General features: G+C 37.8%; 16 protein-coding genes. 9 read left to right on the top strand and 7 right to left on the bottom strand.

Going from position 1 to position 14718, the window contains the following annotated elements; translation table 11 throughout:
• Window positions 1–3: 3 nt before the first annotated feature.
• Genes sfsA through radC form a run of 3 tightly spaced genes read left to right on the top strand, consistent with a single transcriptional unit; the run spans window position 4 to window position 2355 of the window.
• Window positions 4–720 carry a DNA/RNA nuclease SfsA gene (gene sfsA, locus PVV69_RS01315; RefSeq protein ID WP_273756154.1) on the top strand — a complete coding sequence of 239 codons (717 nt, stop codon included), beginning with the start codon at window positions 4–6 and terminating at the stop codon, window positions 718–720.
• Entirely contained in the window at window positions 713–1543 is an 831-nt protein-coding gene (map, locus tag PVV69_RS01310; protein WP_273756153.1) for a type I methionyl aminopeptidase, read from the top strand. The genes sfsA and map overlap by 8 nt, the downstream gene beginning before the upstream one ends.
• Before the next feature lie 17 nt (window positions 1544–1560).
• Window positions 1561–2355, top strand: a complete 795-nt coding sequence (gene radC / locus PVV69_RS01305; RefSeq protein ID WP_273756152.1) for a DNA repair protein RadC — start codon at window positions 1561–1563, stop codon at window positions 2353–2355.
• Window positions 2356–2401: 46 nt separating this feature from the next.
• Here radC and PVV69_RS01300 read toward each other — a convergent pair whose 3' ends face one another.
• The 4 genes from PVV69_RS01300 to PVV69_RS01285 all read right to left on the bottom strand — a co-directional run bounded on the left by PVV69_RS01300 (window position 2402) and on the right by PVV69_RS01285 (window position 5333).
• Window positions 2402–2614: a DUF3126 family protein gene (locus tag PVV69_RS01300; protein ID WP_208440958.1), complete on the bottom strand. Its 213-nt coding sequence runs from the start codon at window positions 2612–2614 to the stop codon at window positions 2402–2404.
• Window positions 2615–3209: 595 nt separating this feature from the next.
• Complete coding sequence (locus PVV69_RS01295; protein WP_273720421.1) at window positions 3210–3995, bottom strand: alpha/beta fold hydrolase; 786 nt, start codon at window positions 3993–3995, stop codon at window positions 3210–3212.
• Window positions 3992–4504 carry a DUF192 domain-containing protein gene (locus PVV69_RS01290; RefSeq protein WP_273756151.1) on the bottom strand — a complete coding sequence of 171 codons (513 nt, stop codon included), beginning with the start codon at window positions 4502–4504 and terminating at the stop codon, window positions 3992–3994. Before PVV69_RS01290 ends, PVV69_RS01295 begins: the two co-directional genes overlap by 4 nt.
• 253 nt (window positions 4505–4757) lie before the next feature.
• On the bottom strand, window positions 4758–5333 hold the full coding sequence (locus PVV69_RS01285) for a cold-shock protein (RefSeq protein ID WP_273720417.1): 576 nt from the start codon (window positions 5331–5333) through the stop codon (window positions 4758–4760).
• Between the two features lie 304 nt (window positions 5334–5637).
• Between PVV69_RS01285 and PVV69_RS01280 the strand changes: the two genes are divergently transcribed.
• From PVV69_RS01280 to PVV69_RS01260, 5 genes are all read left to right on the top strand, one after another.
• A complete protein-coding gene (locus PVV69_RS01280; protein ID WP_273720415.1) occupies window positions 5638–6765 on the top strand; it encodes an ABC transporter substrate-binding protein in 1128 nt (375 codons plus the stop codon).
• Between the two features lie 119 nt (window positions 6766–6884).
• On the top strand, window positions 6885–7961 hold the full coding sequence (locus PVV69_RS01275; RefSeq protein WP_273756150.1) for a branched-chain amino acid ABC transporter permease: 1077 nt from the start codon (window positions 6885–6887) through the stop codon (window positions 7959–7961).
• Window positions 7961–9019 carry a branched-chain amino acid ABC transporter permease gene (locus PVV69_RS01270; protein ID WP_273756149.1) on the top strand — a complete coding sequence of 353 codons (1059 nt, stop codon included), beginning with the start codon at window positions 7961–7963 and terminating at the stop codon, window positions 9017–9019. Before PVV69_RS01275 ends, PVV69_RS01270 begins: the two co-directional genes overlap by 1 nt.
• Complete coding sequence (locus tag PVV69_RS01265) at window positions 9016–9798, top strand: ABC transporter ATP-binding protein (RefSeq protein WP_273756148.1); 783 nt, start codon at window positions 9016–9018, stop codon at window positions 9796–9798. Before PVV69_RS01270 ends, PVV69_RS01265 begins: the two co-directional genes overlap by 4 nt.
• Window positions 9785–10495 (top strand): ABC transporter ATP-binding protein, encoded by a 711-nt coding sequence (locus PVV69_RS01260; protein WP_273720410.1) that lies wholly within the window; start codon window positions 9785–9787, stop codon window positions 10493–10495. Before PVV69_RS01265 ends, PVV69_RS01260 begins: the two co-directional genes overlap by 14 nt.
• A 75-nt stretch (window positions 10496–10570) precedes the next feature.
• On the opposite strand, the gene gatA is transcribed toward PVV69_RS01260, so the two are convergent.
• Window positions 10571–12055, bottom strand: coding sequence for an Asp-tRNA(Asn)/Glu-tRNA(Gln) amidotransferase subunit GatA (gene gatA, locus PVV69_RS01255; RefSeq protein ID WP_273756147.1), 1485 nt, complete (start codon window positions 12053–12055; stop codon window positions 10571–10573).
• Between the two features lie 31 nt (window positions 12056–12086).
• Window positions 12087–12374, bottom strand: coding sequence for an Asp-tRNA(Asn)/Glu-tRNA(Gln) amidotransferase subunit GatC (gene gatC / locus PVV69_RS01250; protein ID WP_273720407.1), 288 nt, complete (start codon window positions 12372–12374; stop codon window positions 12087–12089).
• 134 nt (window positions 12375–12508) lie between these two features.
• Between gatC and ruvX the strand changes: the two genes are divergently transcribed.
• Window positions 12509–12988 carry a Holliday junction resolvase RuvX gene (gene ruvX / locus PVV69_RS01245; protein WP_273756146.1) on the top strand — a complete coding sequence of 160 codons (480 nt, stop codon included), beginning with the start codon at window positions 12509–12511 and terminating at the stop codon, window positions 12986–12988.
• Here ruvX and PVV69_RS01240 read toward each other — a convergent pair.
• Window positions 12973–14601, bottom strand: coding sequence for an acyl-CoA dehydrogenase family protein (locus tag PVV69_RS01240; RefSeq protein WP_273756145.1), 1629 nt, complete (start codon window positions 14599–14601; stop codon window positions 12973–12975). The two genes, ruvX and PVV69_RS01240, sit on opposite strands and share 16 nt — an antisense overlap.
• Window positions 14602–14718 lie beyond the last annotated feature (117 nt).

Here is a 14718-nt window from a genome sequence, read left to right as displayed (position 1 = left end):
AATATGCTCTTTATTCCCAAACTTTTTCCTGCAAAACTTATCCATCGTTATAAGCGTTTTCTTGCTGATGTTAAATGGGATGATCAACAGATTTTCACGGTATCTGTCCCTAATACAGGATCAATGCTTGGGTTAACAACGCAAAACTCTAATATTTGGCTTTCATATCATAGTAATTCCAAACGAAAATACGCATATCGATTAGAAATTGTTGAGGCAAATAATACTCTCGTTGGTATCAATACAACTTTACCCAACAAACTTGCATTAGAAGCAATTCAAAAAGGATTACTACCCGAAGTAAGCGCATACAAAACAATTTTGAAGGAACAATGTTATGGGACGCACTCACGGATTGATTTTCTGTTGCGTGATGGCATCCTTCCTGACTGTTATCTAGAAGTTAAAAATGTCCATTTTATCCGCCAAAAAGGATTAACAGAATTTCCTGATACCGTAACAAAACGTGGTACACGTCATCTTGAAGAACTCATAAAAGTTGTGCAACAAGGAAAACGAGCCGCTATGCTTTATGTAATTCAACGGGAAGATTGCTCAGCTTTTGCAATTTGCCATGACCTTGATCCAACCTATGGACGTAAATTTGAGTTAGCATTAAAATCAGGGGTAGAATTTTATGCCGTAAAATGCCACGTAAGTGTAGAAGGTATTTTTCCGATTCATCGAGTGAAAATAGAAAACAGAAAAAACAATGACTGATTATATTGAATATAATAAAATGCCCTTAAAATTTAACGGGCAAATCCGCATTTTTGATGAGCATGCTTTTACGAAAATGCGTGAAGTTGGTCGTATTGCTGCAGAATGCCTCGATGCACTCACGGATATTATTAAACCAGGTGTCACCACGCAAGAAATTGATGATTTTGTATTTATTTTTGGTGCCAAACGTGGTGCTCTTCCTGCTGATCTAAATTATCATGGATATGGTCATTCATGCTGTACATCCATCAATCACGTTGTATGCCATGGTATTCCCAATAAAAGACCTTTGCAAGAAGGTGATATCGTTAATGTTGATGTGACTTTTATTCTCGACGGTTGGCATGGAGATTCAAGCCGTATGTATCCTGTTGGAAAAATCAGACGTGCTGCGGAACGCCTACTCAAAATAACCCATGAAAGTCTTATGAGGGGAATTTCAGTAGTCAAACCTGGTGCAACAACAGGTGATATTGGCGCGGCCATTCAACACTTTGCAGAATCGGAACGGTGCTCAGTTGTAAGAGATTTCTGCGGACATGGAATCGGTCAGCTTTTTCATGATGCACCTAATATTCTCCATTATGGAAATCCTGGTGAAGGAATAGAACTAAAACAAGGTATGATGTTTACGATTGAGCCAATGATTAATCTTGGAAAGCCCCAAGTTAAGATTCTCTCTGATGGCTGGACTGCTGTTACACGTGATAGATCTCTTAGTGCACAGTACGAACATACAATTGGTGTAACACATGAAGGGTGCGAAATTTTTACACAATCTCCTAAAAATATTTTTTATATTCCAAGCTCAAGTAGTTAAATAAATGTAGAAATATCATGGCTAGAAAAATCACGAAAAAGGGAGACAACCAAGGTGACCACTTTGCACTGACATCAAATTCCCCACTTAGTCCAATAGCAGAAATAAAAAGTAAAAAGCTTCAGAAAAACTCACAGATACATAAACATTATCAAGGACATCGTGAACGTCTTCGCAAACGCTATTTAAAATCAAAAGGAAATGCAATTGAAGATTATGAATATCTTGAATTACTCCTTTTCCGTACGATACCTCGAGCAAATACAAAGCCAATAGCTAAAAACTTAATAGCGCGGTTTGGCTCATTAGCAGACGTATTTGGGGCTGATATTCACCGACTTCAAGAGATTCCAGGCTGTGGTCCAGCAACTGCAATTGACTTAAAAATTATTTCAGATGTTGCTGGACGCCTTGCTCGTGCAGAATTGTTTAAACGTGATATTTTTTCATCATGGGATAAAGTACTAGCTTATTGTAAAGCTGTTATGGCTCACGAAACACGCGAACAATTTCGTATCTTATTTCTTGATAAAAAAAACGGTCTACTTGCTGATGAAGTGCAACAAACTGGAACTATTGATCACACGCCCGTTTATCCACGTGAAGTTATCTCTCGCGCTTTAGAATTGTCCGCATCAAGTCTTATTCTCGTACATAATCATCCTTCTGGCGATGCAACCCCCTCTAAAGCAGATATAACAATGACATATATGTTAAAAGATGCAGCAAATGCACTAGGCATTACTATTCATGACCATCTTATTATAGCACGAAACGAATACACAAGCTTTAAAGCGTTAAAAATCATATGAAGCATATTAAATTGAAGAGAAATTCCCTCCAATTATTCATGAGGAATTAATTTCCTAAATCAATATCTAATATAGCCATTGAGAAATTGTAGGATAGTTCATCCTCATCTTCATCTCGATAGATAATACCTAAAAACTCATTTCCAATATAAACCTCACAAGAATCATCCTTTTTAGGCCGTGCTTTCACTTGCAATGCTGAATTTTGGAATATATTTTTAAAATAACTATCAAGTTTTTTTATTTCATCAGCATTCACTATGCTCTCCTGTCTTTTGAGACTCTTAAATTAAATCCTGAAGGGCAAATAAGGCACTCCTAAGATTCTGTAAAGATAGTAAATCTCAGTTTCCATTTTTATTTATATTACCTATAGTCACAATAGCACTATCTTAACACATTGACGAAAGCACCTTTACTAAAAGGTGTTTTGCACTGTTAAATATAACCGTATAGATTGAAAAGTAAAAAAATAGTTAGAAATTCATAAATTTAAAATATTTTTTATCTTATCCCCAATTTCAACACCTGTGTTTACAAGCATATTTGGTCAAAACATGAATTGGGAACGTATAATTTTTTCCTATTAAAAAGAGATCTTCTAAAACAAAAACACTTTCCTCCTTATTATAATAATTAAACAAATTCTCCTTAACTACTTTCTAGATAAAAATCAGTTAATCCCTAAAAGGAAGCCTTATTTCTTTATAGAGATATAAAATACATTCATAAAATTTAATTGTTATTCTTACAGTTTTTCATAAAAATTCACACCACAAATAGCCAAACTTTCAGACAAGCTTTTTGCCTCATCCAAGATAAAAAACATGAGACATTTTTACGAACTCTAAAGCTTATGAATAATTTTCAACTATAGGATAGCGAGAAAGAAAATCGATAACGCCTTTTTTATAGACTTTATCTCCCACAGCAAGCATATGGTCTCGATGAGGAATTGATAGAGCTTCACCACAGGGTAATAAAGCTGCTAATGGCTCCGCTTCACCACTAATTTCATCGAGTGAACCAACGGCAACAAGGGCAGGTTGTTTAATTTTGTAAATCTCAGATGCTGTTAATTCTTGTTTTGATGTGATAATGCAAGCAGCCAAAGCACGTCTATCGCTCTTGGTGTGATCTGCAAATTTGCGAAACATCAAACCACGCGGATTGGTAATGGTAGAAGTATCTTCTGCTAAAAGGGCCTCAGCAACGGGTTCCCAATTTCCTGCTCCCGTCACCATACCAATACCTAAACCGCCAAAAATAACGCTATGCACATATGTTGGATACAAAAGAGCCATAAATGCGCTAATGCGCGCCCCCATAGAATATCCCATAACATGCGCTTTAGATAATCCCAAATGCTGCAACAATCTCATCGCATCGCTAGCCATAGCTTGAGGTGTATAAAAGTTAGAATCATAACTTTTAACTGAATCCCCATGTCCACGGTTATCAAGAGCAATAACACGATATCCTGCTTCAGTAAGGGTACGAAACCAACCCGTTGCATACCAATTTACCCGTGCAGAAGAGCCAAAACCATGTATCAACAAAACAGGTGTCCCCTGTCCATCTTCTCGATAAGAAAAACGCAAACCATCATATTCAAAAAAACGAATATCTTCTGCTGTCATTTTGTATCGCTTTCGCATTTTCCACAAAGTGTAGGATGAAGAACCCGTTGTCCTTTCTTTATCTGTTTTTCAGAAACTTCACCAGCATTAACCTCAAGTGCGAAAGCTGCAGGTACCTCTGATGAAATAGTATTCGTTGAAAATGGGGTGGTTTTTTCTACAATTGATACGATAATTCCCTCAGCGTTTAAAAAAATCATATCTAAAGGCAAAGGCGTATTTGCCATCCACATAAAAATTTTTTGCTTATCTTTTTCACTTCCCTGCTGTTTAAAGAGCATTGCACGATTACGTGCAAAGTCAGTGCGATACATTAAACCAGCGCTCGCCTGAGATGGCGTAAAAGCAATCTCTACCTCGTAAGAGACCACACCTTGCTCTGTTTGTATTTTTAAAGGAATTGGATGAACAGGAATCTCTATGGGTTTCTTTGCTACAGCTATATTTGCTTTTACCATAAAAAACAGCATCAATACAATAATGCACCCTCTTCCAAAAGGCCGTAACATTTTTATCTCCACCAAAGATAACCTTTCAACTTTGTTGCATAAAATAAAGAGTAGCAAAACTTAAAAAATAAAAAAACTACCTTTTTATTACTCTCAATGCAATATCGGTAATCTACTTTATTTGACTGACGGCTTTATAGATAATTTCCCTCTTGGTGAGGCTGGCTTTACAGCTCTTTCTGCTTAATTTATACAATAACAGATCTCTCTAACAGATCTCTCTAAAAAAACAGCGTAACTTCAAAAGCATAATTTAATGTGTAGCAAATGGAATCCCTATGTCTGGATAAATTTCTGCTGTCATCAAACCTTTCTCGCCTTTACCAAAACGCACAAGAACAACTTGACCAGAACGAAGCTCTGCTAAACCAAAACGGCGCAACGTTTCCATATGAATAAAAATATCTTCAGTTCCTTGTCCACGGCTAAGAAAACCAAATCCCTTATCACGATTAAACCATTTGACAATTGCGCGCTCTAAACCACTTTCCGGAGTAACAACAACATGAGTACGGGCTGGAATTTCTGATGGATGCGTTGCTGAAGAACAATCTATCGATTTTACCTGAACACACTTTAACCCCCGTTCAGTTTTTTCCACAGCACAGATAACTTTAGCTCCCTCTAAAGCTGTTTGAAAACCATCTCGACGCATTACCGTAACATGCAACAATATGTCGGGAAAATGAGGCAAATCAGGTACAATAAACCCATAGCCCTTACTACCATCAAACCACTTAATGACACCACTAATTTCAATAATCTCACCACAAGCACCTACACTGTCTTCAGATAGGGAATAATCCTTTAATGTATCCTTACTCGTCATAATAAAACGTGATCCTGTAGCTGTAAATTGTACGATATTGATTCTCTACATTTTAGTAAACATTGCTCTTGTATCAACACGCAAGTCCCAAGATAAGATTTCCCCATATTGTCACACCTCTTAGAAGATCAACAGGAATATTTACACGACTGTTTGAGCCCATATCCGATAATATAATAAGCACGTGTGACAAGAAATATAAAAGTTTTTCACACAATGATATTTTCACACATGTGGAACTTGCATGATGAAGAAGTTCAAGATAAGGTGTAAAAATCACAATTAAAATCAAGGAAAGTGCGTAATGAAGAGAATCCTCACTACGCTCGTATTTTTTACGACATTTGTCGTAAGTGCCTATGCGAGTGAGCCTATAGAAATTGGTGTTTATCTTCCGTTAAGTGGTCAAAATGCATTTGGAGGACAACTTGAGATTAAAGGCATAGAATTGGCACATAAAAAAGTTCCAGAAATATTAGGGCGTAAGGTAAAACTTATTGTTGTTGATAATAAATCTGATAAAGTAGAGGCCGCTAATGCTGTTATGCGTTTGACTGCGAGTGAAGAAGTGAATGGAATCATTGGTAGTTATGGCTCTTCACTCTCGTTGTCTGGAGGTGAAATAGCGGAAAAAGCCAAGACCCCAACCATTGCAACATCTTCAACAAATCCGCTTGTTACACAGGGCAGAAAGTATTCTTTCCGTGCTTGCTTTATTGATTCTTATCAAGGCAAAGGTATCGCAACTTATGTGCATGAAACTTTACATGCAAAAAAAGCAGCTATTCTTAAAGATGTATCAAATGATTATGCAATTGGTCTTTCTAGTTATTTTGGACGTGCCTTCAAAAAATTAGGTGGTGAAGTGATCTCAAATTTGAACTATAACTCTGGAGATCAGGACTTTTCAGCGGTTCTTACACAGATTATAGCGCAGGAACCTGACATCTTATTTATTCCATCTTACTTCTCTGAAGGTGCTATCATCATAAAACAAGCTCGTGAGCTTGGTGCAAAATTTAGAATCATGGGTGGGGATGCTATGGATAATCCAGAAACTGTTGCAATTGCAGGAAAAGCTGCAGAAGGATTTTTACATACAACACTTCCCTACAGTGAAAATATGCCGGATATGTCCGCAGCTGCGCGGGAATTTACCAGGGAGTGGAGAAAGGCTTATCCTGATCAAGAACCAAATATCAATTCTGTTTTGGGATATACAAGTTATATGATGTTCATGAAAGCTATTGAAGATGCTGGCAGTGCTGATCGGGAAAAGATCACTACCGCACTTAGCCAATTAAAAGGTTTTAAAACGCCCTTTGGAGATATGTCCATGGATGAAAATCATAATCCTAAAATTCCTATTGGTATCATTGAAATAAAGGATGGGAAACGTGTCTATTTAGATGAAGTTAAACCCGCTTTTTAAAAAGTGAGAAATTTTTCTAACTAAAATATTAAGTATGAGTTGAGGATTCTGTTCTCAACTCAAATTTGGGATTTTCCTATTTTATCCTATATGAATTAACAAATGTGGAAGGATGAGAGATGAGCACTGAAATGTTCATCCAGTATTTTTTTAATGCACTGGCATTAGGATCTCTTTATGGACTTATCGCTATTGGTTACACCATGGTCTATGGTATACTGAGGCTTATTAATTTTGCTCACGGTGACATCTTTATGCTGGGAGCGTATTTTGTTTTCTTTTCCACCATTAGCTTTATGCCTGCTTGGGCTGCTGTCCTTCTTTTGTTACTCGCTGTTTTCATTTATTACTCGGTGTTCATAGGGTTCAAAAAACGCCCTCCAATTTATTGGATCGCTATTTTTTCAATTCTTACTTTAGGGGTTATTTATTACTTCAAAATTTCTCCGCAAGATTTTACACCGGTTTGGATTTTAGCCCTTTGTTTTGCAATTTTTATTACAAGTGCCGTGGGAATTACTGTTGATCAATTTGCCTATAAACCTTTACGCCATGCTCCGCGTATTTCAGCACTTATTGGAGCAATCGGCGTTTCATTTTTTATTGAAAATCTTGCTACTGTGCTCTTTAGTGGAGTTCCGAAGGGTGTGAAACAACCCGATTTTCTTGTAATACCGTTCCTATGGCATTTAGAATCAGGAGCAGGTAAAGTTATTAGAATTGCTCCTATGTCTCTCATCGTTCCTGTTGTGGCGTTTATTCTTATTATTTTATTGCTATGGATTATTCATAAAACAAAACCTGGTCTTGCTATGCGTGCGATCTCCCATGATATTGAAACAACGCGTTTGATGGGTGTTTCTGTCAATAAAGTCATTGCATTTACATTTGGGATAGGCTCTGCACTTGCTGCTATTGCAGGCATTATGTGGTCACTACGCTATCCTCAGATTCATCCTTATATGGGGGTGCTTCCTGGGCTTAAAGCATTTATCGCTGCTGTTATTGGAGGTATTGGCTCAATTCCAGGAGCAATGTTGGGAGGGCTATTACTTGGATTTATTGAAATTATGATTATCGCATTTTTCCCTGCATTATCTGGATATCGAGATGCCTTCGCTTTTATTTTATTAATTCTGATTTTATTGGTAATGCCCACAGGCTTAATGGGTAAAAAAAGTCAGGAGAAGATCTAATGGCAAAATCAGCGACAAATTTTCTATCATGTATCAGCATTTTAGTTCTTATTGGTTTTTTGTTTTATGCTGATAACCATTTTAATGATTACACACTTCGTATCATCAATCTTATTGCTATTAATGCGATATTAGCGATCTCACTTAATTTGATTTATGGCTTTACGGGTATGTTTTCTCTTGGACATGCTGGCTTTATGGCTGTTGGTGCTTATGTATGTGCAATTTTACTTCTTTCTCCTGAACAAAAAGAAATGATGTGGATTCTTGACCCCATAGCTGAGCCATTACATCATCTGCAGTTGCCTTTTTTTCTAGCCGTTGTTGTAAGTGGTGTGTGCGCCGCCGTTGTAGGTTTATTGATTGCTCTGCCTGTTTTGCGTCTTGGTGGTGATTATCTTGGAATTGCAACCTTGGGGTTCGCAGAAATTATCCGCATTGTTATTACAAATACCACCCCCTTAACAAATGGCTCTTTGGGAATAAAAGGAATACCTCAAAATGCCACATTATGGTGGAACTATGGTTGGTTAGCATTTACAGTAACTTTTATTATACTCTTATTGCGAAGCAATACAGGTAATGTGTTGCGTGCTATTCGTGATGATGAAATCGCAGCAAAAACAATGGGGATTAATTCCTTTTTTTACCGTAGTTTTTCCTTCACGGTTGGTGCATTTTTTGCAGGCATAGGAGGAGCATTGATGGCTGCTCTTATTTCAACAATTGATCCAAAAATGTTTAATTTCCTTCTTACCTTTAATATTTTGATGATTGTGGTTGCTGGTGGTCTTGGTTCAATTACAGGAAGCATTATTGGCAGCATTATTATTACAGTCATGCTTGAGTGGCTTCGTATTATTGAAAGCCCTTTTGACTTAGGTTTTATACATATTCCAGAGACACCAGGCCTTCGAATGGTTATTTTTTCTCTTTTATTGCTCGTCATTATCTTATTTTGGAGAAAAGGTTTGTTAGGGCAACGTGAATTCTCATGGAATGGGATTTATAGTTTCTTAACACGCAAGAAGCTCTCTAATAATGAAGGAAAGCTATGAACGACCTTATTCTTTCACTTAATGATATCGTGATGCGTTTTGGTGGATTGATTGCTGTAAATAATGTGAATATGGCAATCAAGCGGGGAACCATTACTGGATTAATTGGTCCCAATGGTGCTGGAAAAACCACCGTTTTTAATATGATTTCAGGATTTTATGCTCCCACAAGTGGGACTATTCTTTTTAATGAACAAAAAGTTTCTGGAGCTCCTCCTTATCTTATCTGTAGACGCCATATTGCACGAACATTTCAAAATATTCGTCTTTTTTCAGGATTAACAGTCTTGCAAAATGTTATGGTAGGAGCACATGTTCGACAAAAGCATCCATGGTTTTCCTCAGCTTTGTTTTTTCCAAATGCAATGAAAGAGAAAAGAGAAATCCATAAAAATTCCATGGAACTTCTTGAGCAGTTACAACTGGATCACCTTGCCAATCAATCTGCAACAACTCTGCCCTATGGTGTACAAAGACGTTTGGAAATTGCACGCGCGTTAGCAACAAAACCAAAATTACTTCTTCTTGATGAACCTGTTGCTGGTATGAACCCACAAGAGAGTGAAGATCTTAAAAAGTTCATAGAAAAAGTGCAAAAAGATTTTGATCTTACGATTCTGCTTATCGAACACGATATGAAAGTTGTTATGGGGCTTTGCCAATATATTTGGGTAATGGAACACGGCTGTGCCATTGCCAATGGCACTCCAGATGAAATTCGTAACAACCCTAAAGTTATTGAAGCTTATCTTGGCGGAGATGTTTATGGATATTCTTAAAATTAAAAATCTTCACGTTCATTATGGTGCCATTAAAGCTATTCAAAATCTTTCGATGTCTATAAAAAAAGGAAGTATAGTCACTTTAATAGGTGCTAATGGAGCAGGGAAAAGCAGCATTGTACGTTCTATTACAGGACTCAATCGATCTGTTCATGGAGAGATTACCTATAAAGGCGAATCAATTATTAAAAAGTCACCAGAAAAAATTTTAAGATTAGGGATTGCTCTTAGTCCTGAAGGGCGACGCATTATGCCCCATCTGACTGTTTTAGAAAATCTCCATTTAGGAGCTTATATTCGTCATGATAAGTCGGGTATTGCTCGCGATATCGAGTGGATATTTGAACTTTTCCCACGCTTGCGTGAAAGAGCAAAGCAATTGGGGGGGACGATGTCAGGTGGTGAACAACAAATGCTTGCTGTGGGCCGTGCGCTCATGAGCAACCCTGAGATGATAATATTAGATGAACCTTCTCTGGGATTAGCCCCACTTCTTGTAAAGGAACTTTTTTCTATTATCCGAAAAATCAATGATATGGGAAAAACAGTTCTTCTCATTGAACAAAATGCATTTGCAGCGCTTTCTATTGCGGATTACGCTTTTATTCTAGAGGTGGGGCATGTTTTATTTCACGGTGAAGGAAAAACCATGCTTTCTGACCCACGTGTCAAAGAGGCCTATCTTGGTGGATAAAACTATAAAATGCAAAAAAAGAGGTTATACTTTTCAAAAGCATTTCTCTGATGTGAGAGAAATGCTTTTTTATAGTTATCTCCACCATTTTTCAGCACTAAAGGTTCCAACCGCTTGTTCTATAATATGGGCTATTTGAAAAAGCACTTCTTCAGCAAAAGGTCTACCAATCAATTGTAACCCTAGTGGCAAACCATCTGATGAAAGCCCAGCAGGGACAGAGATACCTGGTAAACCAGCCATATTAACTGGTACAGTAAAAACATCATTGAGATACATTGCTATGCTATCATTTTTAATTGTTTCATCCCCGATGCCAAAAGCTGGTGTTGGGGTTGCAGGTGTGAGGATAGCATCAACACCAGAAGCAAAACATTGATCAAAATCACGTTTCACGAGTGTTCGTACTTTTTGAGCTTTAAGATAATAGGCATCATAATAACCCGATGAGAGGACATAAGTACCAACCAAAATACGCCGTTTAACTTCATCACCAAAACCTGCTGAACGGGTGTTTTCATACATTTCAATGATGTCTTTTCCCGGTATGCGCAAACCAAAACGAACACCATCATAGCGCGCTAAATTAGAAGACGCTTCTGCAGGAGCTATAATATAATAAGCAGGCAAGGCATATTTTGTATGAGGTAATGAAATATCATGTATTTCAGCACCTGCTTCTTTTAGCCAATTCATTCCTTTTTGCCAAAGCTTGGTAATTTCAGGAGACATTCCTTCCAAGTGGTATTCTTTTGGAATACCAATTTTCATTCCTTTGATTGATTGACCAAGGTAACTTTCATAATGAGGAACAGGTAAATTAACTGAAGTAGAATCTTTTTCATCAAAAGAAGCCATTGATTGAAGTAAAATAGCACAATCGCGGACATCTCGCCCAATAGGTCCCGCTTGATCAAGTGAGGAAGCAAAAGCGATGGTCCCCCACCGTGAACAACGTCCATAAGTTGGTTTAATCCCCACTGTTCCAGTGAATGCCGCAGGTTGGCGTATTGAACCACCTGTATCTGTTGCTGTTGCACCAGCACAAAGCCGCGCAGCAACAGCAGCAGCTGATCCCCCTGAAGAACCACCTGGCACAAGCTTTTCATGGGATCCCTTTTTTCTCCACGGACTCATAACTGGACCGTAATATGAAGTCTCATTGGAGGACCCCATAGCAAATTCATCCATATTAAGCTTTCCTAACATAACGGCTCCATCTTGCCACAAATTAGCGGTCACCGTTGATTCATAAGAGGGTTTAAAATTATCAAGAATATGGGAACAGGCTTGTGTATGAACACCGCGTGTGGCAAAAAGATCCTTAATTCCCAGTGGTATTCCTTCTAAGATCCCTCCCTGCTCTCTAGCCAAACGGCTATCTGACTCAGTAGCCATTTTTTTTGCTTGTTCTGCTGTTATTGCCACATAAGCATTCAAAGTTGGATTAGCCAATTCAATTTCTTTTAAATAAGCTTCTGTTAATTCAATTGCTTTGAACTCTTTTTTGATGAGAGCATCACGGGCTTGTGCAATTGTAAAAGTTGTTAAATCAGTCATATTAATGCTCGAGTTTTTAAAATAGAAAAATTTATTCGACGATTTTTGGGACAAGAAAAAAATTCTCTTCCGTAACAGGTGCATTTGCTACGATATCTGCTGCTTTATTCCCATCTGTGATAATATCTTCACGCGTTCGTAAAGTCATTGGTATCACGGATGTCAATGGTTCAACACTGCTGACATCAACTTCATTCAATTGTTCCACAAAACCTAAAATGACATTGAGTTCTTTTGTCATACGCTGCGCTTCATCGTCGTGGATAGCAATACGCGCTAAATGCGCTACCCGCTTGACTGTTTCTTGATCGACAGACATATTATGCCTTTCTGCTTTTTTATTTTAATATTTATTGGCTATACAAGGCTACGTTTGCAAGCGCAAGAATATTGATATGCAAAGAGAATATAACTATGAACCTGAAACACGAAAAGACCTAAATTATAAATCTCATGGCCATTATTAACATAAATGAAGCGATGCTCCATATTTTGCCTAGGCAAACAATAGCAGGCTTAGATTTGGGTACAAAAACGATTGGAATTGCGATTTCTGATATCGGATTAATTTTTGCAAATCCGCGTCCTGTGCTTCAACGAAAAAAATTCATGGAAGATGCACACAGACTTATAAAAATTTTTGATGGTGAAAATGTGGGAGCTATTGTCATGGGATTACCTCTTAATATGGATGGAAGCAGTGGTCCGCGTGCTCAAGCAACAAGAACCTTTGTAAGTAATATGAAAGCACATACAGAAATTCCATTTATTTTTTGGGATGAACGCTTATCAACGATTGCCGCAGAACGCTCTCTTCTAGAAATGGACGTATCGCGTGCTAAAAGAGCAAGACGCATTGATTCGGCTGCTGCTGCTTTTATATTGCAAGGTGCTCTCAACAGAATTCAAAGCCTTCATCATATGGAGGGATAAAGAACATTGAGCAAATGTCCCGCATTGTATCGTGCGATAAGCATCCCATAGGAAGATCTCCATTGCCCACCAAGGCGACTTTCCATATAGGCATTTGCAACATGCTCTATATCTGTCGAATGTAATGCTGCTGCTGCTGCTGCGTACGCTACTTGTTCGACAAAAAATCTTCCAGCACCCTCGTTTGCCGATGCCATCTCTACAGCAGATTTAATGATCTCAATCGCTCTTGGTCCAGCAGGACCAATATCAAGGGCAATTTTTTCTAACAATTTCTGAAACAATCCTGGTGCTTTTTCAGCTATGAGAATTGCATCCTTTACCAATTGATTAGCAGAAATATTTCTGACAATTCGTGCAGGCCCATTACACAACATTTGTGATAATGGGTTTCCTTCTACAAAACTTTCGATACCAAGCTGTGCAATAATTTCGCCAATAATAGGTATAACTAATTGGCTTACATGATAAGCAATAATAGGCGTCATGATTCGTGCAAAAGCTGCTTCAGAGCGATCATTTGCGGCATTATCAAAGGCTCGTGCTAAACGTAAAACCAATGCTTGTGCGGCAGCAATATCCAGTGCAATATCTGCAAAAATACGTTCTGTTAGTGGTGGTAAAGGCTGATCTGGTATTTTTTGCCGGAAAAAATCTATGCCAAATTGAAGTGCAGCGCGCAAAACACCTGCAGATACAACAGATTGATCAAAACGCATCATCGTTTCGATATCTTTAATGACTTTAAGCCCCTCTCCCATATTTCCCAATAGCCAACCATAACTTCCTTGAAAATCAACAACACCCTCTGGCGTTAAATTTTCTCCTGAACGCTGCAGCAAATGACGAATTTTAATGTTCCCATTTAATGCACCATTTTCTTGGATACGTGGCACTAAAAAGCAGCTTAAATGACCGTCTAACTCTGCACTCACAAGATACCCATCCACTATAGGATTAATAACATTGGTTTTTACAACATTTAAACGATACAGATCACGCCCCATTTTTTCATCAAAAGAAATTTTCTTAACACTGGGAAAATTGAAAGCGTATTTTTCTCCTTGTTCAACATCATCAAAAGCGCAGGTGAGTGAAGCCGATTTTTTACTATGAATAGGCTTTGAAGATAAATCATATTGTCGTGATAAGAGTAGATTTTGCCATTTTTTAAAAAGCTCAACATCACTAATTAAGACTGCAATAGTTGCACTTGTTATAATGACCTCATTCAAATGTCCTGTTTCCAAACTAGCAGATAAAGCCAAGCGAATAGCACGTGCTTGATAGCGTACTCCATTTTCTGCTGTAGAGTTTTCCCAAAGCGAGGTAACCAAACCAGCCTGTCTAGAATATTGTTGAAGAGCTTGATAAGAAGAGTGTATCTCTAATTTTTCCACCTGTTTCCCCCATTCATCGTTATAGCGCAAAACTGGAGGATAACGATTCGCCAAAGAAGAAAACTCCCATGCTTCACGACTTGCTACAAAATCTCCTATTTCTTCAAAACTTGCTAATAAAAATTTAGGCAAACTAGAAGCAATACGAAACATCAGCGTATCACTGAGAAACGCATTTTTTCGACGGGCATTTTGCACAAATACAGCATTCATAAGCATATTCCATTATTCAAATTATTCATATCATAGACTACTAATAGACTAATTGTCTTTTTGCAGTTAAAAAACATTTATCATATTCAAACAAATGCTTGTTTAATCTGTTTAGAG

Source organism: Bartonella sp. MM73XJBT, assembly GCF_028618465.1.
Taxonomy (GTDB): domain Bacteria; phylum Pseudomonadota; class Alphaproteobacteria; order Rhizobiales; family Rhizobiaceae; genus Bartonella.
Note: the sequence above shows the minus strand (reverse complement) of the source record. Positions and strands in the feature narration are given on the sequence as shown.